The following is a 19642-nucleotide window of genomic DNA, read 5'->3' on the forward strand; positions in this document are numbered from 1 at the left end:
TTACGTACCATGCCTGCGGTCGGAAAATATGATCGGTGCCATAGGGTCATCCCGCGCGGTCAATATGGTCAAGCGCTTCATCAATCCCGCCAAGGCGCATGTAGGTATCGCGAAAGCCACGGGCAACATGGCGCAGGTCGCTGCCACCGGCACGGGCGTAATGGTAGGCGGACAGGAAACGCCGCACCGGGTCGCGCAGTATGGCGAATGACGGCAAGCTACGGCATGCAGCGGCGGAAATAGCGGATGGTCTCGTGCTCCACATCCATGCCATAAAGCGCCCGCATCAGCGATGTGCCCGCGTTTTGGGGATATGAATGAACAGCACGCCCGTCCGGCGCACGTGCTCTAACCGCCGCTACCGCTTGGACCCGTAGGGATAGGGAACATGCAGTTCCGCCAGCCGCTCATGAACATCGCTGGACATTCTGACCCGCAGCACAGGCTGAAGCATCGTTTGCATATGCCATTAATCAGCCGGACAAATGCGTTTGTCTTGTCAATAAATGAAACAAAATGGTACCGTACCACCGTGGCGCGCCCCTGCCTGGCGCCCCGCACCCGCTACACCAGAAAATATGGAGAAGACACGACATGATCAGGGATGATGAAGACGGTATCCAGACGGAACAGTCGGTGCTGATGAATGAAATCCGCTCCGACATGGAAAAGCTTGATACAATGCTGGAAGGGCAGGGACCAATCACACCCGAACTGCGTACGCAGGCATCCATGATCGCGGACAAGCTTGACGCGCTATCCGACCTCATGCGCTGAAAGGCCGCTGGAGGCCCCGCGCCAGCTCTTTCACAATGGCTTGAACAGATCGCGTGCCCGCCACAGGCGGCAACTGCGCGTCCCACCCGTTATCGTGCTACATCCGCCCGCCATGCACGGGGGCGGGTAGGAGGCTGCACGGCTTGCCTGCCACGAGGCAGCGTGTACGATGCCGTCATCTGTGGAACCATTACGGAAAAGAGAAACCATGCAGATCGACCTGACTGGCCGCACCGCCATTGTAACGGGCTCCACCGGGGGTATAGGGCTAGCCATTGCAAAGGGACTTGCCGCCAGTGGGGCGCAGGTCGTGGTCAATGGCCGGCACGAGGCAGCAGTGCACAAGGCCGTAAGCGCCCTGTCCGGTCTGGGCGGTGGTGGCGCCATGGGCTTTACCGGCGATCTGGGCACGGCAGAAGGCTGCGCCGCGCTGGTGGCCGCCCACCCGCAATGCGATATCCTGATCAACAACCTGGGTATTTTTGAGCCAAAAGACTTTTTTGATACGCCCGATGCTGACTGGTCCCGGTTTTTCGAGGTGAATGTCATGTCTGGCGTGCGGCTGTCACGTGCCTACCTGCCGGGCATGGAAAAGACGGGCTGGGGGCGGGTGGTCTTCATTTCCTCTGAATCCGCATTCAACATCCCCGTCGAGATGATCCATTACGGCTTCAGCAAGACCGCGCAGGTGACCGTGGCCCGCGGCTTGGCCGAGCGTATGGCGGGCACGGGGGTTACGGTCAATTCCGTGCTGCCGGGGCCGACCCTGTCGGAAGGGCTGGCGGACATGCTCAGGCCCGAGCAGGAAAAGACCGGCAGGCCGATGAAGGAACTAGCGGCGGCCTTCGTGATGGAACACCGACCTTCTTCCATCATCCGCCGTGCTGCTACAGTGGATGAAGTGGCGAACATGGTGGTCTACCTGTCATCGCCGCAGGCATCGGCCACCACCGGGGCATCCGTCCGCGTGGATGGCGGGGTGCTGGGCACGATCTAGCATCAGGATCAGGTTGCGCGATTTGTGCCGGAACTATAATTTTCAGAATAATTATGAAATTGTTAGGAAAAATTTCCTTAAACCCATTCCGTCACGGCGTTTCTACAGATACGCCGTGATGGCAGCCCCGTTCCTGATCGACCATCCATCCTGAAGGAACGGGGCTGTCACCTGAGCCCATGACCGGCATGGTTGCACGGCGCAATGCGCCACGTTGGCGGAAATCGGGAAAGGCAGGTTACTGACGAGGCTGTAAGTAACCATTTACTGTCCAGCCCGATAAATTAATGCGGCCCGGTCGCCACCAGAAGCTGAAAATTTTCTGACTATTTTTTATAATGGCCCGTTGTAGCCCCTGCCGGACCATCATCAGGGGATGGAGGCCGGTGATGGCGCGGAATTGCGTACTCGGCAGCACAGGGGCGTGGGGAAGAGGTCAGGGGTCAGGGGTCAGGGGTCAGGGGTCATCCTGTCCAGATATGTCGTCCCGCCCGTACCCGGTATCGAGCAGGTGAAGCAGGCTTTCAGGCACATCTTCATTCAACACCTGCCCAAAACGGGATTGCAGGCCACGCTTTACCCAGTGGCCAAACATGTCCCCGCCATCACGGAAATCCGGGTTGTTACTCATTATGCACCCAGCCCCCTCTATCTATACCCCCACATTCTGGCCTGAAGCCGCCTCCCGCGCGCCCTGACTGTTACTGATTTTTCAGCGCGTCTTCTTCTTCCTGCCTTGTGGCAAACGGCACTTCACGCCTGTCGTCAAGTTCATCCTCGCTGCCACCGGGGTTGCCCAGGTTCTCTTCCAGCCATGCCTGCTCCACCGGCTGGCCATTCGCATCCAGCGGTACGGGGGAGTCCACCGGCACCTGGCCCGCATCGGGGTTGCTTTCCATACCGATCAGTTCGGATGCCGCCTCGGTATAGGCCTGTGGCCCGCAGCCTGGCCTGCCATCGGCTTCCCACATTTCCTTCGCCTTGGCGGCAATGCGTGCCTGGGTCTGGGGGGTGGTTTCCAGTGGGTTGTCCATCGTCATGTCCTTGCAACTCATCATGGGTGCACACCATACCCTGCCGGGTGTGGGGCACCTGCGTTTATTGACCGTCCACGCGGGGGCCGCAGTCCCTGCGTAGCAGTCTCCGCCTGCGTCAGTACACTCAGCTTAAAGCTTTCACGCATGTAAAGTTCGACTAGTTGCGCTGCGTATGGCTGATAGCGGGGTGATTATCCGCATTTTATTCAACCATTTGCCTGTCGGCTCATTAATTCCCTGCATGCACCCACCTACCAGCCAGCCCCCTGCCAGACGCACGGCGCGGACAGCGGGCAAGTCCCGGCGCCATCACACGATGGTGCAACGGAACGGATGCACGACAGGGGAGAATACGACATGAACAGGACTATTCTCATTACCGGGGCGGGCACGGGCTTTGGCCAGGGGGATATGCCCTGCGACGGGCCGCACGCCCGGCGGGAAAGATCGTTTTCATGTCTTCCTGCGCCGGGTTGACGGTAGACCCGTTTACCGTGTCCTATTCGGCATCGAAACACGCAGTCGAGGTCATTACGAAGGCCATATCCAAGGAACCGCAGGAATCTGGCGTGGCGGCGATCACGATCAATTCCGCTCCGTTCCTGACCGGGTTCAATGACCGGATTTTCGATTCATGGAAAAATTGAGGTACCGAGCCCACACGTAACCTGTTTGATTACGAACACATGGCCTACCCTTACCGGCAGTTCGACATCAAACCAGTCATCAAGACGACGGTGAGCGTGATCGAGGGCACAATTGACTGCTACCGCACTGTCGAACTGCGGCAGAACATCGCAACGCCACGCCAACAGATGAACGAGACATGGACGCGCAGCTGCACCGGGAACCTGGGCAGGCAGAAACCTGCTACGAGACATGAAGCCCGGCACCCCGGTAGGCCAGCAGGATACCCAACGCACGGTGGAACTTGCGCGCTGATACCCCCGAAGACTGCCTGAAAGCCACGCTTCGATAAGACATGACAGAAGTTGCCGGGGGGTGCCTTTTTTCAGAAAGGCCACGTCTTTCAAAGCTTTTTGAAAAAAGATTCACCAGAAGCGTTCTTATGATAACGCGTTATCTCCGACAGTACCTTTCCGGGCAGTCTCCTATTCCGGCATGGGTGTGCACTGCGGCGCAACAGGCCGTCCCGCCATAACAGCCTGCGTGAACACGGCTGAATCGGGCAGAGAGGCATTGACCGTCTGGCTGTGGTCCAGCCCCTTGTACACATGCGCCTGCACCACCGTGCCCGCCGCACATGCTGCCTTGACCAGCCCCAACTGGAGCGGCGGCGGCACGTCGCGGTCCAGTTCCCCCGTACCCATGAACAGCGGTTGCGCCAGTTTTAGCGTAGGGTATTCCATCGCCGCCAGTGCCGGGGCCAGGGCCGTAGCAAAACCGGGCTGTAGCGCGTTGCCCAGGTTCAGCCTGTCACGCTTCACCCGGTCCGTCAGTTCAGACACGCACAGGCTGGCGGCAGCATCATAGGCGGGGATTGCTTTGGGGGTAAAGACATCCTCGGGGCGGAAGCCGGCCTGGTAGCTGGCCTGTCCCTGCGCCAGGTACAGCAGATAGACCACAAGCGGGTTGTACGATGCGCCCGGCGCGGTGGGAGCGGCCAGCATCTGCCGGATCAGGCCCGCAGTAATGTAGGGCGCACCCGTGGCTACCGTGCCCCGAATGTCCAGTTCCGGCGCATAGGCCGGCGCAAACGCGGCCGAAGCAAAGGCCGCCCCGCCCCCCTGTGACTGCCCCACGATCATGATCCTGTTCTGCAACCCCGGCACCGACGCCAGTGCCGCACGCACGCCATCCAACACGCTGTAGGCTTCAACCCGCGTGTTCAGGTAAGCATGACCGCCCGGCGTGCCCAGCCCCTGGTAATCCGTGCCCACAATGGCAAAGCCGCGCTTCATCCATGCGCCAAGATAATGCCGGTTCCGCTCCGTCCAAGGGTTGCTGGAGGGCGCACAGTGGTCGGACACTCCCACCGTGCCATGCGCCCATGCCACAATGGGCCAGCCCCCGGCAGGTGGCGGGCCGGGCGGCAGGATCACTTCCGCCGTAACGGGCACAAGCCCCGTGCCAGTCACGCCGTTGGTGGAAAGATAGGTAATGCGCAGCGCCTGTCCCGCATCGGGCAGACTGAGGGGTGCAGGCAGCGGGACGGAGGCAGTCAGCATGCCCGCATGGGCCGCAGCCGTAGCGGCCGAGGCAGAGGCAGAGGCCGCAGGTGCCAGCGGGGCCGGGGCTGCGTGGGCATGGCTGCTCATGGCCATAAGGCAGGCCCCGGCAAGCAGGCGGGAAGTGATACGGATGGAACGGGGGAGACGCACGCGATGTCCTTCTTCAGGGAGGCTGACCTGGTCCGGGCCATCATTCAGGTTTAAACTTAACAGTGTTAAGAACAATTCAATGCTCTGACGGCAAAGCGGATGTCAAGCAGTCATGACATTGCCCGTTTTTTCAGGGCAGGGTCAACGTGTTGATTTTCACTGAGAACTCGGATCTTCCGCATGAGATTGAAAATACACGTGCCCTGATGAGTTCTAAGCCTGCTCTCCCGGACATGGTGCGCTTTATCATCATCAATCGACTGATCTGTCCCTCAACAGGGCTGGAACCAGACGGGAGAGCACGGTCTGCCTTCCGGCTTCCAGTAAAAGTCTGCGGTTGTCTTCTGATTTCCCGCAGAACAGATTTTTCATTTTCCTTACCCAACTGGTCGTTTTTTCCAGTTGGGGTTCTTCTGTAAGAAGTTCCCTGACAAACAGGGTCTGCTGATCGGCAAGTGTCTCGGTATCCGTCAATAACAGGCGTGCCAGTTTCCGCCATGAAACCCCGGCTCAACAGCCTGTCATCATAACGGCCATGCCTGCCACCACCCTACCGTATGGCAGGGTGCAGGCGCGCATTGGCCAAAGTCAGCCCCAACACCACCATGGCGGCAAGCCCCACACTCAGCATGAGCGGTATGGCCAGCCCGGTGCCCAGCATGGTGGCAAGGCTGGTCTGGATCAGCGCGTTGCTGGCCGCCAGCAGGTTACCGCACTGATAGGCCAGGCCCGGAAAGGTGGCGCGCGCCCATGGCGGCGAAAGCTCGCTCAGATAGGCAGGCACCACCCCCCATGCACCCTGTATGCAGAACTGGATGCACACCGCACCCACCGTAAGCCACACGGTAGAATGCGGCAGGGTCCATAACGGCAGCAGCGGCAGGGTGAGCAGGGCCGCCAGGGCAATGCTGTACTGCCGCCCGATGCGCTGCGAGAGCATGCCAAAGAACAGCCCGCCCGCAATGGCCGCAATATTGTACAGCACCACCACCAGTGTAATGGACGGATGTGAAAGCCCACGCTCAAGCCCAAGGAATATCTTGGGGTACAGGTCCTGTGAACCATGGCTCATAAAATTGAACGCAGCCATCAGGGTCACGGCAAACACACACAGCGCCGCGTTGCTGCGCACAAGCTGCCCCAGTCCCGGCGCACAGGGGCGGGCGGCGGCAGGGCCACGCCCTGCGTGCTGGGCCAGCCATTCCGGGCTTTCAGGCACACGCAACCATATATAAAGTGCGGAGAACAGCGCACAGCCCCCCAGCACGAACAGCCCGCGCCACCCCATGACCGGCAGCAGCAGGAACACCAGCGATGCCAGCAGGTACCCCGCCGGGTATCCCGCCTGCAGGATACCCGATGCCATGCCCCGCCAGGAGGGCGGAACACTTTCCATGATAAGCGACGTACCCACGCCCCATTCCCCCCCAAGGGCCACGCCAAACAACGCGCGCAGCAGCAGGAAAATGGACAGTGTGGGTGCAAAGGCGGACAGGACCTCGATTGCGGAATAGACCATGATGGTGGTGATCATGACCGGCTTGCGCCCGTAGCGATCCGCCGCCCGCCCGCACACAAAGGCCCCGATGGGGCGGGTGAGCAGGGTCAGGGTCGGGGCAAGGAGCACGGCCTGCAGCGCAACATTGAAGCTGCGCGCCACATCATCAAGCGTGAACAGCACGATAAAGAAATCGCACGCATCAAGCATCCATGCCAGAAACGAGGCCGTAACCACATGCCGCGCCGTGATCAGCGCTGGCCTGCCCAGTCCTGTGGCTGCCCCTTCGGCCAGAACATTCACGTTGCCATTCATGGTCCGTAATATCCTTTTTTCCACGGATGTTACATGTTGCGGCCAGCACGGCCATGGCCCACGCGATCACGAAAGGGCTATGCCCCGAACGATTGCGTGAACCGGCACAGGGCAGGCCGCGCCCCGACATGGGCTACAGGTTTGCAATAACCTTCAGCCCCACCAGCATGGCGTTGGGGATGACCGATGTCTCGCCGGGGCGCATCACGTATTCGAACTCCGGCGTCAGGACCAGTCCGGGGGTGACGGGAATACCGTAATAGGCTTCCAGTATGGCGGAATGCGTCTGTGGCCCCGTAATGTAGGGGCCAAGCGGTAAGCCCGCCGCCTGGCGCAGACTCTGGCCATAGGTCAGGCGCGGACTCATCTGGTAATATGAATACATCACGCCAAAGCGGTCGAACGGCCGGTGGGGGATCAGACCCAGCAGGGAGGCGCCAAAATAGAATTCATCGGCAAAGTTGGAAATGCTGGGCGTGTTGTGAATGTAGCCCGCCAGCACGTAGCCGCCCGCCATCTGGTAGTCACCATGCCTGCGGTACACCATCTGGTCGGCTTCCACATAAAACGTGTCGCGTGGCTTTTCCCTATGCGCGCGGATGGCGGCGGCATAGGCGGCGGGCACAGGCCCGATCAGGTCGGGATAGGGCGATGTGTCATGCCCGTAGCCCAGCTTGTAATGGCCGGGCAGCTTGCGTACGCCAAAAAACGGCTCCCATGTCAGTTCGACCGGGGTCTGGACGCCGGTTGTGCTCTCGCTGCCCCAGGCCCAGCCGGTATTGTCCTGCACCTTGGGGCCGATCTTGTATATGCCGGTGCGCAGCGTCAGGTCGCGCGTGGGACGAAAGCGCACCGTGCCACCCCACGATGTCTTGGGATAGACACTCCACCCCGCCGGCTCGCGTATCGCCATGGGGGCGGAGCATTGGGTCATGAACGTGCACAGCAGCACCGATGTGGCATAGGTGTGGGTCAGGGCTATGCGGCCCATATTGATGTTGATGCGGTTGTGCAGGAACGATTTCTCGACATACAGGTCCGCAAGCCGTGCCGCCGCCGGGCCGTGGATACTCCATACCTCGGTCAGTAGTACGTTGCGCTCGCCTACATGGTCCCAGCCGACCTGTCGGCCCTCGCGGTTCATGATGATACCGTGCAGGTACCACCCATCCAGCCCCATAAGCCGACCAAGGTCGAACAGCATGCTTACGCGCAGGTCATGCACATAATCCATTCCCTTTGACACGCCACCCCCCACATTGGCCATGCCTTCGCCCTTGTAGGTCAACTCGAAAGAGAAGCCCCGGTTACTCAGCCAGTCCCGCCATGGCCTGATCTGAGGCACCAGGTTGCCAAATGCCTGCTCGGCCACGAAATAGCCCGCACTCAGGTCGCTCTGGCGCAGGGCATCATCATTATGGTTGAGCAGGGCGGAAATGCTCTCGGTATTAAACAGCGCATCCAATCGCGTCTCCACGATCGGGCGCTTGCGCCGCACGGGTGTCGTGCTGGCCACCATGGGTGCGCTACTGGGCGCGGGAATAGCAGAGGGCGTGCCCGGCCAGGACTGGGGGCGGTCCTGTGCCGCATGGGCGGCTGGCGATGCTACCGCGCAGGCCAGAGCCGCAGCCCCCCACAGCCTGCGCAGCCGGGATGCGGAAGGAAAGACGCCGCGCAGCGGGGCGGGACAGGATATGGAAGGATACGGACGTGCGGACACGCGGTGAAATGGGGGCATGGTGGCAGGAGCATTTTTAAACTGGAAAAGGATATGTCCCATGTCATGACGACCGGAACGGGGCACGATCACACGCAGGGCCGTGCAGGATCAGGCTACCAGCACGGCCCTGCGCATGGCCTGCCGGGCCAGCATGGGCAATGCGGAGACCTCGGCAAATAATGCAAAATATTTCTGTTTCATTGCATATTATTTTTCATTTTGTGCGTACGTGACGCATTTCTTATTATTATGATTAACAAACACAGCATGCGGCCACCATCAGGGGTGGGCAAGTAAAAATCCTGTATAGCGGGACGAGACCATCGGGACCGGCCCACCCATTAGAATGCGCATCCGCTGCCCCGGCATCGGGTAATCGGGATTATGGGGTGGGGGGAGTATTTGCAAAGGCTGCACGGCAGGGACTGAATGCCGCGTCAGCGCCATGTGGAGGCCGTAGCCTGACAGCACCAGCGCGGGTCATGTATCCGACCCATGCTGGCGGGTAGATGACCTGTGGGGACACGGGGCCTGACAGCCAACCGGTACGGGCGCGGAAGGCAACAAGGCCGCCGAAGGCAAGCCGGTGGCACGCACGCCCTGACCGGATCCGGGTTCAGGAAAAACGCGGATACACGACGGATGTGTCCGCCCTTTTCTACGCCCTGTCCGTACGCTGCATGGCGGGCATGAGCATGCGGGGCTGGCGCGCCCAGGCCGCAAGGTCGGTGGCGGACATCGGCCGGGCAAACAGGTAGCCCTGCAGCACATCGCAGTGCAGGCGCTCCAGCAGGTCATACTGGGCTTCGGTTTCCACGCCTTCGGTCACTACGGTCATGCCCAGCCGGTTGCCAATGCCAATCACCGCCGTGGTCACAGCCTGGGCATTGGGGTCATGATCAAGGTTCATGATGAAGCTGCGGTCAATCTTGATCTCGGTCAGCGGCAGGCGGGTCAGGCGCGACAGGCTGGAAAAACCGGTACCGAAATCATCCATCGACAGGCCCACGCCCAGCTTGCGGATGTGGGAGAGGGCATTCATCGTCTCGTCGCTTTCCTCCATCATCACGCTCTCGGTTATCTCGACCGTCAGGCGCTCCGGGGCCAGTCCGTATTTTTCCAGCAGTCCCGCGATCATGGGCACAAGGCTGCGGTTATGAAAATGCCCGGCGGACAGGTTGACCGATACGACCGGTATGTGCACGCCTTCGCGCTCCCACCGGGTGATCTGGCGGCAGGCTTCTTCCAGCGACCAGCGGCCGATCGCCTCGATCTGCCCGGTCTCTTCCGCCACGGCAATGAAGCGGGAGGGAAAAATGGTGCCAAGAGTAGGGTGGTTCCACCGTGCCAGCGCTTCCACGCCATATATCTCGCCCGTACGGGCTTCGATCTGGGGCTGGTAATGCAGGTTGAGCAGGCCCTTGGACAGGGATTCACGCAGCGCACTACTCAGCACCAGCCGGTCCTGTGCCTCCGTGCTATCAATCGCGCTGACCAGGCGGTAGCTGCCACGTGCTTCCTTCTTGGCCAGCCGCATGGCCATCTCGGCATGGCTGATCAGGGATTCCCCATCCGGCCCATTTTCGGGGAAAGTGGCAATGCCAATGCTGAAGGAGGCCGAAAGCTGATTGCCCGCCACATCAAGCGGTCGCTGCATGGCCGCGATCAGGGTTTTGGTAAAATCGACCGCCATGTCCTGCGTGGCATTGGGTATGACGATGACAAAATCATCCCCGCCCGAACGGCTGACGATATAGTTGCTGCGGCACAGCGTTTTCAGCCGTTCGGCAATGACTTTCAGGAACGTATCGCCCTGTATGTGGCCCAGGGCATCATTGATGTCGCGGAAGCGGTCCAGATCGAGTAGCAGCACGGCAAAGTAGTTGTCACCGGGTTGGCTGATCATGGACCTGAGCATACGGTGCAGCGAGGAGCGGTTGAGAAAACCGGTCAGCGGGTCGTAATTGGCCAGTTGCGAGATGTGCTGCCGCGCCTCGTACTGCTCGATCACCACCCCGCAGAACGGCACAGCCCCCGCCACAATCTTGCGTGGCCACTCGGCTACCTCGTGCTTGTTGCGCGAATACAGCGCCAGAATGCCCGCAATCCGCCCGTTGGGTGCCCGGATGGCCGAAGCCCAGCATTCATTCAGCCCGAGCGAGATGCCCAGCGAGCGGTAACTCTCCCACACCACCGAACTTGCTTCATCAAGGTCATTGGCCAGTGCCGTGATGTCGGCATCCGTCAGGGTCATGTTTTCCAGCGCCGTGGCAAAGCGGCGCGGCAGGCCGGCACCGGACAGGATCTGTAGCGTGCGGTCCGCCGTCAGCAGCATGAGTACGGCAACGGAATTGGGTACGAACTCCTCCACGCCCTGACAGACCAGATCGGCCACATCCTGTATCAGCATGTCGCCCGAAAGGGAGCGGAATACCGTGTTTTGCAGATCCAGCAGTTTCTTGCGGTGGCTCTCCTCGGTCACGCCTTTCATGAAGGCCATGTAGTACCGTTTCCTGTCCGGCCCGATCAATGCGGTTGAAATCGACATTTCAGCCGAAACATAATCTCCGCTTTTACTTTCAAATGTAATTTCACGCGACGTACCGACAATACGGTTGATGCCCGTATTGCGGTTATGGGCAATAAAGCTGTCATGCTCAGCGCGATAGGCCATGGGCACAAGGCACTTGACGTTGCGGCCCATGACTTCGGCCTGCGTGTACCCCCACAGTTCCTGCGCCGCACGGTTGAAGAAGACAATGCAGTTGCGTTCGTCAATAATGATTACACCATCGCGCGCCTGCTCCAGCATGTCCATGCAGATATCCGAATTCACGTTTTCTGTCGTTACCGGAAATATTTCTTTGCTCATGGCTGTATTCTTTTCTTTAAACAGATGCATCCAATACAGGTCGCGCCCCGTCAGCCTTTTTTTCTATCCGCCACCCATACCTCCAGTTCATCTGGGGGGAGGGGCCTGGAAAAAAGGTAGCCCTGCATCACATCACAGCGCAGTTGTTCGAGCAGGGCCTTCTGGGGCAGGGTTTCAACGCCTTCGGCTATGACCGTCATGCCCAGCATCACGCCCACACCACGTCGGTCGCCTGCGCAGAGTCACGTGCAAGGGTCGCGTCATCATGGGCGGACAGCGTAATGCCCTCCAGCGCCGTGGCGTAGCGCCCCGGCAAGCCCACACCGGACAGGATGTGCACCTGCCGCCTGTCATCAACCACAAGCAGCGTGGCGGTCATGTCAGGCAGGTAGGTTTCCAGTTCCCGGCACATGAAACCGGCAATGCTGACCACCGACATGTCGGACAACAGTGCGCGAAAGACCGTGTTCTGTAGGCCAGCCAGGGTATTCCTGTGGCTTTCCTCCGTCAGGCCCCTGATGGTAGCCTGATAGTATTTCCGCCCATCGGGGCTGATTTCAATCACGGAAAGGGAGAGTTCAGCCGCCACGGGTTCGCCCGCACGGTTTTCCAACGTGATGGGGCGCGACGTGCCAATGATGGTGTTGACGCCAGTACTACGGTTACGCTCGACAAAAGCGTCATGCCCGTCACGCAGGCTGGCGGGCAGAAGCATGCTGACGTTTTTCCCGATTACGTCGGCCTGTGTATATGCCCACAGCTTTTCCGCCATGGCATTGAAAAAGACGATCCGGTTATGCTCATCAATAACCACAATGCCTTCACCCGCGCCATGCAGGACCTGCAACGCGACTTTTCCAGACAGGGCTTGAAGGGAGGGGGAGAGAGAAAGTCCGTTCTGTTTCATAACCCCGATACCATGAAATTGAAACAGGTAAGGATTTATTTACTAATATCTATATGTATTTTACCTAATTCTTCTGCCGTATAGGAATGTATATACAATACAGAACTTCCATCATTACCTTTAATTAACTGACTGTTTTCAGCAGACAGATTACAGACATTGCCCCGCAACCTGATTACGGCCCACGCATTACAGTCCATTTCGGTTGCATCACCACTCAGCAGCCCGACCAGGGTAATGTCCATACACGAATCATACGTGGCACTCAGGCTCGCAACATCCCTGAACATGATGGAAAGATTGGCTTTTTCCTGATCTTCCTTCATGATGATATCAACCAGAAGCAGGCCGGAATCAGCCTTTTTCGGCCCCAGGACCAGCCTGCTCTCACCGCTGCTCACGGCGATGCGTACCCACAGGACATGAAGGGCGCCACTACTTTCAAATTCCATCGTGCCGCCACACAGCAGATAATCGCGCTGGCAGGTCCGGGCTATGTCAACCAGCGACGTGGAGGGATCGAAGAACCGTTGATTGGCGCGCGTGGTTCCTGATTTCAGGCTTTTGTCGTGCTGATTGACGGTTCTTGGGGTGACTTTTGATCTGCGTCTTGAGCAGATCGGACGCTGTCGCCAATGGGATAGCTACGCGGCCGCGTTCAACCTCTCGAGGAAGAGGAAGCGGCGCATGTTGTAGACGATATTGGCCAAGCCAATCCTCATGGTGGCCCGGGTAATGCCCACGGTCCGGACGAACAATCCCGTCTGCGATTTCTGATCGGCAAAGACATGCTCGACGCGGGATCGGATGACGGACTTCCCTGCGTTAGAGCGCTGGATATGGCGAGGCATGGGCTTGAGATGCGGCTTTTTCCTGTGAACCTTCGAGACGAAACCCTCTTTGTCCATGAAGTCCTCATTGGCTTTCGAGCGATACGCGGTGTCGGCCCAAACGCTTGAGGCCGTATTGGTTTTATCGAGCAAGCCCTCGCGCAGCCTGGCACCATCACTGGCGGCGGCATCCGTCGCTTTCCATTTCCGGATCAGTCGAAACTTTCGATCGATGGAAATATGCGATTTGTAGCCAAAGAACGGGATGGCGAGGTCCGTGGACGGGAGCGTCCCGTCCTCCTGCCGCTTTGCCTTCGTGAACTTCAGTGTCCATCGCGCATGGCGATCCTTGTGGGACAACTTGGCAGGCTTGTCCTGCCAGTCCTGCGGAATGCGGCCTTCCCGAAGATCAACTTTCTCCGCGTTGGTATTGCGCTGCTTTGGCGCCGCCACCAGCGTGGCATCCAGGATCTGGCCGGACATCGGCAGATACCCGGCGTTTCGCAGGGTGGCGTCAAAGCGCTCGAACAGCTTCTGGATGGCGCCAGCCTCGGTCAGCCGTTCACGGAACAGCCAGACCGTTTTGGCGTCAGGCACCCGGTCCGATAACGCCAGGCCGAGGAAGCGCATGAAGGACAGCCGGTCGTTGATCAGATACTCCGTTCGCTCGTCGGAGAGATTGTTCAGCGTCTGGATCACCAGGATCTTGAACATCAGCACCGGATCAAACGGGGGACGGCCACCTTTACTTCCGTCCGCATAGGCCAGAGCCCTGTCCAGATCAGGACGGAACACCTCAAAATCCACAGTCCGAGAAAACGCTTCGAGCTGATCGCCAAGGCCACTCAAACGGGCTAGTCGCTCGTCCACATCAAAGAAGCCCGGCTGCTTCATGAGCCATTCCCTCAATCATCACAGAAGAGAGGGAATCACACACAGAGGGCCAGAACCAGGGGTTTTTCGAACCCTCCACGTACAAACGCGCATACCCGGCCCGATAACGCGCCGTTGTGGGGCATGCCAGCTATCATCGAATATGGAAACATCCAGCGCGACCCCTACCAGGGCGCGCTGCAGGGCCAGGAAGCCACCCTGAATCTCTGGAACAGCTTGGATTTTGGTCAAACCAAGATGTCTGTCCGTATGGCGGCTCATCAACTGGCATCCCATTTCGCAAAAGTCTTAAAGTTTTGTTAACGGATGCAATACTGTTAATACATATGAAATGCAACATATTTTATCACACACATCTAAATGATTTTTATATTGAACGCTGGGAATATATTCCTTAAACTTTTAATTCTATTCGGGAAAAGGTTACACGCCCTTGCGGAACCGTTTATAACCTATGGTTATCCCGATTTGTTGCGGCTATACTATCATGCTGAAATTTAATTCTGATTTGAAAAAAGAATGTTGATCGGATACGCACGCGCAAGTAATGATGACTGCACACTTGACCTCCAAGTATGGCATTTGAATGACGCGGGCTGCGATGTGGTGTTTGAAGATGACCTTGTGGAAAAGGAAAGGGAGCGGCCAGCACTGACCCGCCTGCTGCATGAAGTCCGGCAGGGGGATGTTGTTGCCGTCTACCGTCTTGACCGTCTGGCCCGCTCCACCCGACATCTTCTGGAAATAGCGGAAACCCTGCGCACGAAAGAGGCCGGGCTGCGCTCCATTACCGAACCCTGGGCCGACACGACCTCGCCAGAGGGTCGCACCGTCATGACGGTCTTTGCCGGCATAGCCGATTTTGAACGCGCCCTGATCCGTGAACGTACGGCCGCCGGCCGCGTGCAGGCACGCAATCGCGGCACCCATATGGGGCGGCCTGCCAAATTCATCCCATCCGATGCCGAGCGGATATACACGATGGTCATGCAAGATGGGGTTTCGGTCGCGGAAGTCGCGGCCCGGTTCAATGTGCACAAGGCCACGGTCTACCGGACCATTTCCAGGTTCAGGGCCATAAAAGACCAGGCATAGGCCGCCACCCGTCCGGGAACGGGCCTGTCGTGGCACTCGGACGCGGTTTTGTGATACGGTGCCGGTGCGCTATGTGAACAGACGCAACCCAAGGACAGGACATGCCTGACGCAGCATCACGCCCCCAGCATACAGGTGGACGCCCAACACCCGAAATGTCAGCGCAGCTTGACCGGCAGATTCTTGAAGTCGCCACCGCGTTTTTTGTCGAACAGGGATACGCTGCCACCTCGCTGGAAAAAATCGCGCGCATGATAGGGTGCAGCAAGGCCACGCTCTACCGCCGCTATTCCTCCAAGGAAGACCTGTTCAAGGCTGTGGTGGCCGCACGAGGCCGGATGCTGCTTGAAGAGGCGGAAGCAGTTGAGGCTTCCTCCACAGATCCGCTGGTGGCCACACGGGAAATCGCGCTATTCTTCCTCGACTTCATGCTGCGACCCGAAACGCGTGAGGCTTATCGGATCGTGATTGGAGACGGGCACCGCATCCCCTTTATTGCCGATGAGATGATCACGACCATCGGGGAACCCTTCGTGGCTACGATCAGCCGCCTCATCAGTGCCGCCGCCGCCGCCGGGCGCCTCCAGTCCACCGACCACGAGGAGACGACCCGTGTGCTCATGAGCCTTGTCACCGGCTGGCCGTTGCAAAACACCATGCTGGGCCAGAACTGCATGGACGATGCCGGTGCCCGCAGGCAGTTCTTTGACCGGGCATGGGGGATATTCCTCTCTGGCGTGTGCCCCCGCAACAGCACCTGAGCCACCACCCGGCAACGGACCACATCACCCATAAAGCAGGCGGCTTGGCCAGCCAATGCGGACAAACAGGCCATCGGGAGCACGGCTCGATTCAAAGATGGGTGTGCTGCGATCGGCGGCCTGTGTCGCGACGATGCGACGCAGCAGGACCGGCAATGCGCGGTAGGGGCGAAGCGCCAACAGCCAAAGCGGTCATCCTGCCGTAATGCGGGCAGAACCGGGCATTTATGTCAGGACTGACAAAAAGCGGCCACTGACCGCCGAGCCATAATACCCGGTCGGATCGGGCACGCAGCATGCGCGGATGCGCCACGTTACCATGAATATCAGGAACGGCCCCGTGCTGACAGTCTGCCGATCCAGAATAAAAGTGTCCCGGTCCCGCCTTTTGGAAAAGCTTTCCCTGACACTTTCATAATTCCAGGATATTACTGAACCAACCTTTTCAAACAGCCTTCAGGCCGTAAAGAGGGCCGATACCCGTTCCTACATCCCGCAAATGGATCTCATGACATGAAACTGATCGCCGGAACGACCATCATGGCCGCCACGATGCTGTGCCTGACGCCACGCGCGCATGCGGATGCCGCCAATAGGCAGGAATCGTTACTTGTAAAGAACGCCTACATCTTTTCCATGGCCGACAAATACCGCAAACCGTTTACCGGCTACATGCTCATTGATGCCAGCGGCACCATCACCGCCATCGCACCGGGCGCGCCGGGCCGGCGCATTCATGCCACGACCACGCTCGATGCGCACGGCCACTGGGTCATGCCCGGCTTCATTTCCGCCCACAGTCACCTATGGCAGGCCGCCTATCGTGGCCTGGCACAGGACAGCACGCTACTAGGATGGCTTGACGCCTTGTATGACAAGACCGCCAGCCATGCCCGACCCGAGGATTTCTACTGGTTCACGCTCGATGGCGCGCTTGACCATCTGCAGCATGGCATCACCACCGCCTACAACTTCAATTACGGCAACCACTGGGGGCAGCCGGCCACCGAGGCCGATAACGTGGACCACCAGCAGTTCCGTGCCGAGATGGATTCTGGCCTGCGCTTCGTGCACGGTATCAACCCCACGGCGGATACGGTCGACCATTCGCTGGCTGGCGCGCGCCAGCACCTGCGCGGCTTCATTGACTGGACACAGGCCCAGCCCGCCAGCACAGCGTTCCTTTCCATCATGCTCAACGGCACTGCCGCCTTTCAGGGAACACCGGCCCGCGCGCTGGATGAGGCGATGCTGGAGGGAAGCCTGATGAAAGAGTTCGGGTTAGGCAACCAGACGCATTACCTTGAACCCCCCGACCATGTTGCCGCCCAGCAGGCAATCTTTCCCTATTTTGCCCAGAGCGGCATGATGGGGCCGAAGCTGATCTTCGGGCACTTCATCCACACCACACCCGAAATCCTGGCACAAACGGGCCGGGCAGGGGCCGCCATGTCATGGAACCCGCTTTCCAACGGACGGCTGGCTTCGGGCACGGCGGATATTCCCACCTACCTGAAAAATGGCATCAGGGTCGGCATGGGTGAGGACGGGGAGGCCAGCGCCGACCTGGCCGACCCGTTCGAAAACATGCGCACGGGGCTGTACGCCATCCGTGACAGATACCAGAGTGCCAGCATCATGAGTCCATACGACGTGCTGCGCCTGCATACGGTGGGCAGTGCGGCGGTACTGCAGGCATCGGACCGTCTGGGCAGTCTTGAGCGGGGCAAATACGCGGATTTCCTGATCATTGACCCCACGCACCTTGCCCACGTGTTCGACCCTTACGCCACCCTTGTGCTGGCCGCATCCATGCGGGATCTGGAACAGGTGTATGTGGGCGGCCATCTGGTGGTGGACCACGGCCGGGTGCTGACACGCGACATCAATACGGTAGAGGCACAGGCCGACCAGCGCGTGGCGGCATCGCTGCCGGGCCATGACCGCCACCATTAGACCCGACCTGTTCAGTCGGTTCTGTTGAACGCGGGACGTGCAGCATTTCATGACCCTGCATGAAAAGGCTGCACGCCGTTTGCAACGGCCAGCGCCATCTATACGCGGCATACCGGTACGCGACATTACGCGCAATGTGCGGTTATCGAGACCGGTTGCCGCAGATCCCACCCCACGAGGATCGATACGACCCCGTGTCAATTAAAAGGCAACAGCGTGTGGCTTTCTTTCTATTTGGCGCCATACAGTCCCGTCGCTAACCTTCATTCATCCCTTTGGCACAGGGTCCGCTCATGCGGGAAGAAAAACGACCCTGCCGCGCCCGGAACCAACGCGTTCCATGGCGGATGTGACATGAAAATGACAATGGAAGTATTTGATGGCTGACCAGAGGCGAAGCAGGTTCCCTGCCGGTATTGTTACATCTGTCCTGCTTGCGGGAGCGGCCTGCCTGCCCATGGCCGCGCAGGCGGCTCCACCGGTGCAGGAGGTGCGCTTCGTTGTCGTGACCAACTGGGAAAATGGGGCCGATAGTGGTGACGCCCCCGGTGAATACCAGAACTGGGTAGAACGCGAACACCTTGATGAAAAGGTACCCGTGCGCGGCGCGCCCGATGTGGTCCGGCGCAGCAAGGCAGGGCTGTACGGCATGGTGCTGCGCCACGGGGTAACCGACCTTGCAGCCTTCGTGCTCGATCCACGGTTTGATTTCCATCATACCTACTGGCTGTTTACCGGCATCTCGGGCGTGGACCCCAACGTCGCCTCGGTTGGCAGTGTGGCGTGGGCGCGCTGGGTTGTCGATGGCGATGCGCTGCGTGAGATCGATGACCGCACCATTCCCAAAGACTGGCCCTACGGCCTGTATGCCATTGGCGCCTCCCGCCCCAACACCCTGCCCGATGCACCGGACCATTATGGCTCAGTCACCGATGTGGCGGAACTGACGCGGGCCTATCCGCTCAACCAGGGTCTGGCGCGCTGGGCGTTTGCACTGAGCCAGAAGGCCAACCTGGCCGATGATCCCGCCATAGCCATCAGGCGCCAGGCATGGACAGGCTTTGACCAGGCGCGCAAGCCACCCTTCATCCTGATGGGCGAGACACTGGGGGCCGAGCGCTACTGGCATGGCGCGCCGCGCAACCGCTGGGCACAGGACTGGGTCCGGCTCTGGACACACGGACAGGGCCAGTTTGTCATGACGAATGAGGAAAGCCAGACTTATCAGCGCGAAATGCGCACGCTGGCAACACTCGGCTTTGTCGATCCCGACCGGATCATGGTACTGCGCTCGGGTAGCAATTTCTCGCTCCCGCCACCGGGCGTTGCGGTTACGCAGTCAATGGGGGATGAAGCACCAGGCCAGTCACTGGCCTTTGACAACAATGAACGCGCGGGCGCGCCGGTTATCGAGGCCATTCTGGCAAACTGGCAGAAATACCGTAACCATATCCCTTCGTAGGCACCTATTCCCCCCGCCCGGCGGGACAGAGCACTTTCGTGGCAGCCATGATGAACCATACTTCCACCGCTCACGCATGCGGGCACAGGGCCAGCACACTGGTGGCCTGATGCATTGGCGCGATGCAGCGCGGATACGACCCCGCTCTGCCTGCCTGCGGGGTTGATGCCGCCGCGCAC

21 protein-coding genes and 1 pseudogene are annotated in these 19642 nt (G+C 59.5%); 8 read left to right on the top strand and 14 right to left on the bottom strand.

Features of this window, described 5'->3' with window-relative positions; translation table 11 throughout:
- Window positions 1-46: 46 nt before the first annotated feature.
- A complete protein-coding gene (locus tag GLX_RS18880; protein WP_231850385.1) occupies window positions 47-217 on the bottom strand; it encodes a sulfotransferase family protein in 171 nt (56 codons plus the stop codon).
- Window positions 218-594: 377 nt separating this feature from the next.
- On the opposite strand from GLX_RS18880, the gene GLX_RS02570 reads away from it, so the two are divergent.
- Entirely contained in the window at window positions 595-777 is a 183-nt protein-coding gene (locus tag GLX_RS02570) for a hypothetical protein (protein WP_041247104.1), read from the top strand.
- Between the two features lie 30 nt (window positions 778-807).
- Here the strand turns inward: GLX_RS02570 and GLX_RS18885 are convergent, their stop codons facing one another.
- Window positions 808-987: a hypothetical protein gene (locus tag GLX_RS18885; RefSeq protein ID WP_231850386.1), complete on the bottom strand. Its 180-nt coding sequence runs from the start codon at window positions 985-987 to the stop codon at window positions 808-810.
- Here GLX_RS18885 and GLX_RS02575 point away from each other — a divergent pair.
- Window positions 986-1774: an SDR family NAD(P)-dependent oxidoreductase gene (locus GLX_RS02575; RefSeq protein ID WP_041247105.1), complete on the top strand. Its 789-nt coding sequence runs from the start codon at window positions 986-988 to the stop codon at window positions 1772-1774. The two genes, GLX_RS18885 and GLX_RS02575, sit on opposite strands and share 2 nt — an antisense overlap.
- Window positions 1775-2231: 457 nt before the next feature.
- Here the strand turns inward: GLX_RS02575 and GLX_RS18375 are convergent, their stop codons facing one another.
- Both GLX_RS18375 and GLX_RS02585 read right to left on the bottom strand, forming a co-directional pair.
- Window positions 2232-2405, bottom strand: coding sequence for a hypothetical protein (locus tag GLX_RS18375; protein WP_158309216.1), 174 nt, complete (start codon window positions 2403-2405; stop codon window positions 2232-2234).
- 70 nt (window positions 2406-2475) lie between these two features.
- Window positions 2476-2808: a hypothetical protein gene (locus GLX_RS02585; protein WP_041247107.1), complete on the bottom strand. Its 333-nt coding sequence runs from the start codon at window positions 2806-2808 to the stop codon at window positions 2476-2478.
- Window positions 2809-3266: 458 nt separating this feature from the next.
- Here GLX_RS02585 and GLX_RS18890 point away from each other — a divergent pair, with 458 nt between their 5' ends.
- Entirely contained in the window at window positions 3267-3458 is a 192-nt protein-coding gene (locus GLX_RS18890; RefSeq protein ID WP_014104483.1) for an SDR family NAD(P)-dependent oxidoreductase, read from the top strand.
- 465 nt (window positions 3459-3923) lie between these two features.
- Here GLX_RS18890 and GLX_RS02595 read toward each other — a convergent pair whose 3' ends face one another.
- The 8 genes and pseudogenes from GLX_RS02595 to GLX_RS02620 all read right to left on the bottom strand — a co-directional run bounded on the left by GLX_RS02595 (window position 3924) and on the right by GLX_RS02620 (window position 12866).
- Window positions 3924-5153 carry a lipase family protein gene (locus tag GLX_RS02595; protein ID WP_014104484.1) on the bottom strand — a complete coding sequence of 410 codons (1230 nt, stop codon included), beginning with the start codon at window positions 5151-5153 and terminating at the stop codon, window positions 3924-3926.
- Between the two features lie 252 nt (window positions 5154-5405).
- Window positions 5406-5627 (bottom strand): hypothetical protein, encoded by a 222-nt coding sequence (locus GLX_RS17990; RefSeq protein ID WP_148268530.1) that lies wholly within the window; start codon window positions 5625-5627, stop codon window positions 5406-5408.
- Between the two features lie 76 nt (window positions 5628-5703).
- Window positions 5704-6966, bottom strand: a complete 1263-nt coding sequence (locus tag GLX_RS02600; RefSeq protein ID WP_014104485.1) for an MFS transporter — start codon at window positions 6964-6966, stop codon at window positions 5704-5706.
- Between the two features lie 133 nt (window positions 6967-7099).
- Window positions 7100-8704, bottom strand: a complete 1605-nt coding sequence (locus GLX_RS02605) for a carbohydrate porin (RefSeq protein WP_407927250.1) — start codon at window positions 8702-8704, stop codon at window positions 7100-7102.
- Window positions 8705-9344: 640 nt separating this feature from the next.
- Complete coding sequence (locus GLX_RS02610) at window positions 9345-11558, bottom strand: EAL domain-containing protein (RefSeq protein WP_041247580.1); 2214 nt, start codon at window positions 11556-11558, stop codon at window positions 9345-9347.
- Window positions 11559-11608: 50 nt separating this feature from the next.
- A pseudogene (locus tag GLX_RS16990) lies at window positions 11609-11779 on the bottom strand (EAL domain-containing protein); the annotation flags it as partial.
- Entirely contained in the window at window positions 11767-12465 is a 699-nt protein-coding gene (locus tag GLX_RS02615; protein WP_014104488.1) for a PAS domain S-box protein, read from the bottom strand. The pseudogene GLX_RS16990 and the gene GLX_RS02615, both read right to left, overlap by 13 nt.
- A gap of 35 nt (window positions 12466-12500) precedes the next feature.
- Window positions 12501-12866, bottom strand: coding sequence for a hypothetical protein (locus GLX_RS02620; protein ID WP_231850387.1), 366 nt, complete (start codon window positions 12864-12866; stop codon window positions 12501-12503).
- A gap of 21 nt (window positions 12867-12887) precedes the next feature.
- Between GLX_RS02620 and GLX_RS19180 the strand changes: the two genes are divergently transcribed.
- Window positions 12888-13019, top strand: coding sequence for a hypothetical protein (locus GLX_RS19180; protein ID WP_269448786.1), 132 nt, complete (start codon window positions 12888-12890; stop codon window positions 13017-13019).
- A 90-nt stretch (window positions 13020-13109) separates the two neighbouring features.
- On the opposite strand, the gene GLX_RS02625 is transcribed toward GLX_RS19180, so the two are convergent.
- Complete coding sequence (locus GLX_RS02625; protein WP_014104060.1) at window positions 13110-14189, bottom strand: IS5 family transposase; 1080 nt, start codon at window positions 14187-14189, stop codon at window positions 13110-13112.
- 519 nt (window positions 14190-14708) lie between these two features.
- Between GLX_RS02625 and GLX_RS02635 the strand changes: the two genes are divergently transcribed.
- Both GLX_RS02635 and GLX_RS02640 read left to right on the top strand, forming a co-directional pair.
- Window positions 14709-15284: a recombinase family protein gene (locus GLX_RS02635; RefSeq protein ID WP_014104490.1), complete on the top strand. Its 576-nt coding sequence runs from the start codon at window positions 14709-14711 to the stop codon at window positions 15282-15284.
- A gap of 101 nt (window positions 15285-15385) precedes the next feature.
- Complete coding sequence (locus tag GLX_RS02640) at window positions 15386-16045, top strand: TetR/AcrR family transcriptional regulator (RefSeq protein ID WP_014104491.1); 660 nt, start codon at window positions 15386-15388, stop codon at window positions 16043-16045.
- A gap of 24 nt (window positions 16046-16069) precedes the next feature.
- Here the strand turns inward: GLX_RS02640 and GLX_RS18385 are convergent, their stop codons facing one another.
- Window positions 16070-16225, bottom strand: a complete 156-nt coding sequence (locus GLX_RS18385) for a hypothetical protein (protein ID WP_158309218.1) — start codon at window positions 16223-16225, stop codon at window positions 16070-16072.
- 333 nt (window positions 16226-16558) lie between these two features.
- Here GLX_RS18385 and GLX_RS02645 point away from each other — a divergent pair, with 333 nt between their 5' ends.
- Both GLX_RS02645 and GLX_RS02650 read left to right on the top strand, forming a co-directional pair.
- Window positions 16559-18001, top strand: a complete 1443-nt coding sequence (locus GLX_RS02645) for an amidohydrolase family protein (RefSeq protein WP_014104492.1) — start codon at window positions 16559-16561, stop codon at window positions 17999-18001.
- 379 nt (window positions 18002-18380) lie between these two features.
- Window positions 18381-19463, top strand: a complete 1083-nt coding sequence (locus GLX_RS02650; protein WP_014104493.1) for a purine-nucleoside phosphorylase — start codon at window positions 18381-18383, stop codon at window positions 19461-19463.
- The last annotated feature ends 179 nt before the right edge of the window (window positions 19464-19642 follow it).

This window comes from Komagataeibacter medellinensis NBRC 3288 (assembly GCF_000182745.2).
GTDB lineage: Bacteria > Pseudomonadota > Alphaproteobacteria > Acetobacterales > Acetobacteraceae > Komagataeibacter > Komagataeibacter medellinensis.